Genomic DNA, 4341 nt, shown 5'->3' with positions numbered 1-4341 from the left:
CCCGATGATCTGCTCTTCCGAAAAGCGGCTGCGCTTCATGCTCTGGTCCTTGTCGTGGGCCAGAACGAACTTCAAACTGGATTAAACCCGCGGGGCAAGGTCATCTCCAGCGGAGGCAGAGGCGCGACAGGTGATAGATCAAACCACTGAGGAGATTGCCTCTCGACAGGATGACCTAAAGTACCTGCGCGTAAATGGTTCGCCTATATTGTCGCTTCCGGGACTTGCCGAGGTTGACGGCAAATCAAGACAACCCGCGAAGGAAGCGCGCTGATCTTACAATGGCCAGAAACTTCAAGAACTCGCGCCCCTTGTTTGCGACCGCGGCGAAACTCAATCGCGAGCGATTCAACGAAATACTGAGGAAAGCCGGGAAGGACGTCATCACCGATAAGGCATTCGAATCCGCTGATCGCAGGCGGAGCGACATCGGCAAGCTTCAACAGACAATTTTCTTTCTGCAACTTCCGGCCTTTATCTACTTGGTGCTCCTGATCTCCGGCACTGATGTTAATTTGAATATGTTCGGGATTACAGCGACCAAAAATCTTAGGGAGGCTCTGATCGTAATATCGGCTGGCCTCGGCCTCTGGAGTGCGTGGCTCAATCATCAAGTTGATGTTTTGGAGAGTATCCTTCAAGCAAAGAATGAGCGCTTAGCGAAAGGAAACGCCGACACTCTCAACGTCCTGAATACCGCATACGGGCTTGAAAAATTCACCATCCCCAAGCCGATCGATCCAATGATCGGCTACAGTACGCTCCAAGCTGCAGCTGTAGTTGTTTTTGGATTGGCTATAGTAGCGCTAATTCTGCTCCTCACAGTCACTGTGGCAGCAGTTCACTACTTCACTCTCTTAGATATTTATAGGCATCCCAACTTTGGGCCGCTCTTCACTTTCATTGTAATTTCGTTCGTTGTGCTCGCCGACACGATCACTTTCAGCTGGATCGCCATTCAGTCCGGCATCTTGCCGTATGCTAACCGGGATCGTCTGATGCGGCTGGGTAAACTTTACGACACCGATCCTCAAAAAGCCCAATCCATCGTGCGCCAAATGATGCAGCAGCACTTGGGCAAGGGGTGGCTAAGACGCTCCTTCACGAGACCGACCATTCCGCCCGTGGATTGAGGCAGTGCTTATGCGGCATCTGGACCTCTCGCGGCCGTTCTTCTCTATTATCCTGATGGCGCGGACCAGGATTGGGGCGAAAAAGGAAGATTCTTAAGTGAAAAAAAACCCAACGATCAAAGACGACGTTTTAGGTTTCATCGCGAGCGAACAAGCCGACCGCCTCGCTGATTACTTATCTCGCGGCCGGAAGCACCATAATCTGACCGGCCCCCAACTCTTCGAAGCCTGGAAGGCCGCGTTTAAGCTTATGGCAGACGACGTTCGAGATTACGCCAAAAGGCAATACGAAGAGGACCTAAAACAAGAGTTTTTAGCGCGCGGCGAAGAGCCGCCATACGATTTGATCCATGACGAAATGGAGAGGTTCGTAGCCGAAGTTGACGCCGTCATGAAACACCAGGAGGCGACCAATCCGGATGGTTTTGCGAAAACGGTCAAGGCTGTAGAAGCGGACTTGAATGATTATCGAGGTCGGAAACAGAACTAATCTTCAGAGTCGTCCCGAGGGCTTGCAAGGACATAGAGCCGCGATGAGAAAACTGATTGCAGTCATCGGACTGTCTATACTTTCAAGCGGGTTCACCACTGCCGATAAGGAGCGCGCGCACTCGATCGCCATAACAGCCAGAGACGCATACTGGGACTGTTTGGCCCAGGAGATTGTTAAAGTCGTTAAGACCGCAATTCCTGCGCAGGATTTCAAGCTTATGCTGGAGGGATCCTGTCCAGATCAAAAGCGCGACTTCCGGACAAAAATGTCAGACTATCTCGCTATGATGCATCCGGATATTTCCGCTCAGACACACATCTCGCAGGCGGACTATGCGATAAGCGCGGCGCAAGCTGACGCGGTCACCGGGCTCATCAAAATTCGATCCGGCGTTCGGTAGCGATGTTCGACAGCGCGCAAACCGTTGAACGGGCCGACAAAGGCATCCGTCTATTGGGGCCCAAGTCATTCAACTATGAACTGGAAGAGTCAGACTGCTTATTGATCCTCCAAAGCACCGATCTCACCGTACGCGCTGGCATCGAGTGGCCATTTCGCGGACACCGAGATGAAAATCCGGAGGAGCCGCGCGTTCGTCGCTCCATCAATGCCTCCATGACGGAGGTAAACTCTCGAACCTTCGCATTCCGCGGCTCCAAGTTTTTGGGGGCCATAAGGCGGATTACGCTTGAATGTCACGAGAGCTCAAAGGACTACATTAAGGCTATGGTCTGGACGCCCGACGAGAACATGGTGGACGAGATCACGCTGCATGTTTTCGTCTCTCTCAAAGAAGACCACTTCAAGGAAACGTTCCATCCGATCTGGCTTCGACAAGCGAAATCCACGCTCGATCTAACGATCGATTGTAGAGGGTTTCAGTGGGGGCCTGAAGCGTCGTTCGGGGAAATTGGCGATCAGCGGCATTACGTCTTAGATGGTTCCCGCGTGGTAGAAGCTGCTTTCAGTTCCATCTACTTGCGGACTTCTCTAAACGTCTCCCCGCCTCGTTTGCCAACATCGCAGAGGTAGCTATACGGAAGCTTGTTGCCGGCGCCGATGGATCCCCCGCCGAAGAGGTCGGACCAGCCTGCCCGCCCCCTCACCTCCACGGCTTCCGCCCGCCCCTCAGCTCCCGCCGCTCGATCTCTGCACCGGAGTCGTCAACCACGATCACGACCGTACCCGAACCACGGTCATATTCGGGATCGCTGGCGATATCCCGAGCGACACGGGCGCCGTGTTGGACCGCTAGCTCAGCAGAGCCAAATAGCTCGCCAACCTGGTCCGTCTGCGCCTCGCCGTTGTGGAAGATTAGGAAGTAGTAACATCGCATAGCCGCGGTCCTCCGTCCTTTAGCCGCGATCATGCGCCCACATCGGGACGGGCCGCACCTGTCCAAAACGACAGGGTCCGTGCGGCCGCGGCGCTAGCAAACGGGCTCGCGTCATGCACCTCACGCCGCCCTCCTCCGCGCCTCTCCTTGCGGCCTCACCGGCTTCCCCGCCCGATCCTCCCGCCAACGATGCACCGCGCGCCGCGTCACGCCATCCGCGGTCACCGTCGTCAGCACCGATGGCCGCCTATGTAATGCCGGCCATCGCTGGCTGGGCGGCGCCGCTGGACTTCCATCATGTGCAGTAGATCCACCTCCGCGTTGCGCGCATCGCGATCCGCGCCAATTTGCCATCCCGCGGCCAGTAGATCTTCAACCGGCGGCGTCGGCATAGCCGCGATTGCTAGCGGACTCTGCTGGCTGGAACCTGCAGCGAGCGAAAAAATTGACTCGTCAGGGAGGTTCCGATGACACAGAAAAATCGGACGCCACGTGGGTCGAGCACAATGGATCCCGTTACTGGTTCCGGCGCCAGCCAAGTTCCGACGAAACCGCACGACTCCGGCAGTCAGGCGAATGAAACTGTCGATGGCCTGGACGCTCAAACCGAAGCGTTGCGGCACGCGGCAGAAGATACGCCATCTGCTGCAGCACCTGACGACGAAGAAAAAGTGCCGGTCTTTGACCGGGCTGGTGCTGCGCCGAAAATCTGAGCGAGAAGACTGCCATGCACTGGCGCAAAGTGCCGAGCAGAACGAGCGGCAAGGTCTTCGATGTCGTGGTCTTGGCGTCTGCCGCCTCAGTCGCCGTTTCGATTGTCTTGCTGGTTCTGCATTTTCCCGCGTGTCAGCCGAAATAGATAGAACTAGCTGTTCGTTGTCGGCCATTAAATCTCCGTAAGTGCGCAGAGCGTTTGTTGCGTATATTGCGCCATGTTGTTAGACCGCGCCTTCAACATGGAAGGAGCGCCGTTTTGGCCAAGAAGAAAAAGCTGGTTCGCCGCGAGTGGACGAAGGAAAATATCAAAGAATTGAAGGCGCACTCCAAGGCTCGCACGCCGGTCGTCAAAATCGCCAAGATGACCAAGCGAACCGAGGGCGCGCTACGTCAGAAGGCGATCGTGTTGGGTATCGGCCTGGGGCATCAGCGGTAAATTGACGCTGGCTTCGTTGAGGGAGCCGCCAAATTTCGATATTGTTTTAACGCTCGCATCTGCGCCGATCAGGTGCAGACTACTGCGTCCGTCAAGGCAGCCGGAGCTTTTAGCTTTCGCGGCCTTGGGGTTGAGGGCTCGCCTTCGCCAGCCCCGGCGAGTCCCACCTCAGTCAGCGAAGCTGACGCATTTAATTGTCCCACAGTGTAACATCGACGACATTGCG

Annotated in this window: 6 protein-coding genes; all 6 read left to right on the top strand. The window is 55.7% G+C overall.

The annotated features are described in order from the left end of the window. The first annotated feature begins 281 nt into the window (after window positions 1-281). The 6 genes from CT676_RS43065 to CT676_RS43035 all read left to right on the top strand — a co-directional run bounded on the left by CT676_RS43065 (window position 282) and on the right by CT676_RS43035 (window position 4115). The gene (locus CT676_RS43065; protein WP_135217288.1) at window positions 282-1133 is read left to right on the top strand and encodes a hypothetical protein; all 852 of its coding nucleotides are present in this window, start codon (window positions 282-284) and stop codon (window positions 1131-1133) included. Window positions 1134-1230: 97 nt separating this feature from the next. Then, complete coding sequence (locus tag CT676_RS43060) at window positions 1231-1623, top strand: hypothetical protein (protein ID WP_135217287.1); 393 nt, start codon at window positions 1231-1233, stop codon at window positions 1621-1623. A 43-nt stretch (window positions 1624-1666) separates the two neighbouring features. Then, window positions 1667-2026, top strand: a complete 360-nt coding sequence (locus tag CT676_RS43055) for a hypothetical protein (protein WP_135217286.1) — start codon at window positions 1667-1669, stop codon at window positions 2024-2026. 2 nt (window positions 2027-2028) lie between these two features. Continuing rightward, on the top strand, window positions 2029-2658 hold the full coding sequence (locus CT676_RS43050; RefSeq protein ID WP_135217285.1) for a hypothetical protein: 630 nt from the start codon (window positions 2029-2031) through the stop codon (window positions 2656-2658). 771 nt (window positions 2659-3429) lie between these two features. Continuing rightward, a complete protein-coding gene (locus CT676_RS43040; protein ID WP_135217284.1) occupies window positions 3430-3675 on the top strand; it encodes a hypothetical protein in 246 nt (81 codons plus the stop codon). Window positions 3676-3935: 260 nt separating this feature from the next. Then, window positions 3936-4115 (top strand): hypothetical protein, encoded by a 180-nt coding sequence (locus tag CT676_RS43035; RefSeq protein ID WP_038960078.1) that lies wholly within the window; start codon window positions 3936-3938, stop codon window positions 4113-4115. Window positions 4116-4341 lie beyond the last annotated feature (226 nt).

It is taken from the genome of Bradyrhizobium sp. MOS001, from assembly GCF_004634465.1.
GTDB lineage: Bacteria > Pseudomonadota > Alphaproteobacteria > Rhizobiales > Xanthobacteraceae > Bradyrhizobium > Bradyrhizobium barranii.
This window is presented reverse-complemented; position numbering and strand designations above follow the sequence as displayed.

Coding starts and splice junctions, on each gene's coding strand:
- CT676_RS43065 (WP_135217288.1), top strand. CDS start 282: ATGGCCAGAAACTTCAAGAACTCGCGCCCCTTGTTTGCGACCGCGGCG.
- CT676_RS43055 (WP_135217286.1), top strand. CDS start 1,667: ATGAGAAAACTGATTGCAGTCATCGGACTGTCTATACTTTCAAGCGGG.
- CT676_RS43050 (WP_135217285.1), top strand. CDS start 2,029: ATGTTCGACAGCGCGCAAACCGTTGAACGGGCCGACAAAGGCATCCGT.
- CT676_RS43040 (WP_135217284.1), top strand. CDS start 3,430: ATGACACAGAAAAATCGGACGCCACGTGGGTCGAGCACAATGGATCCC.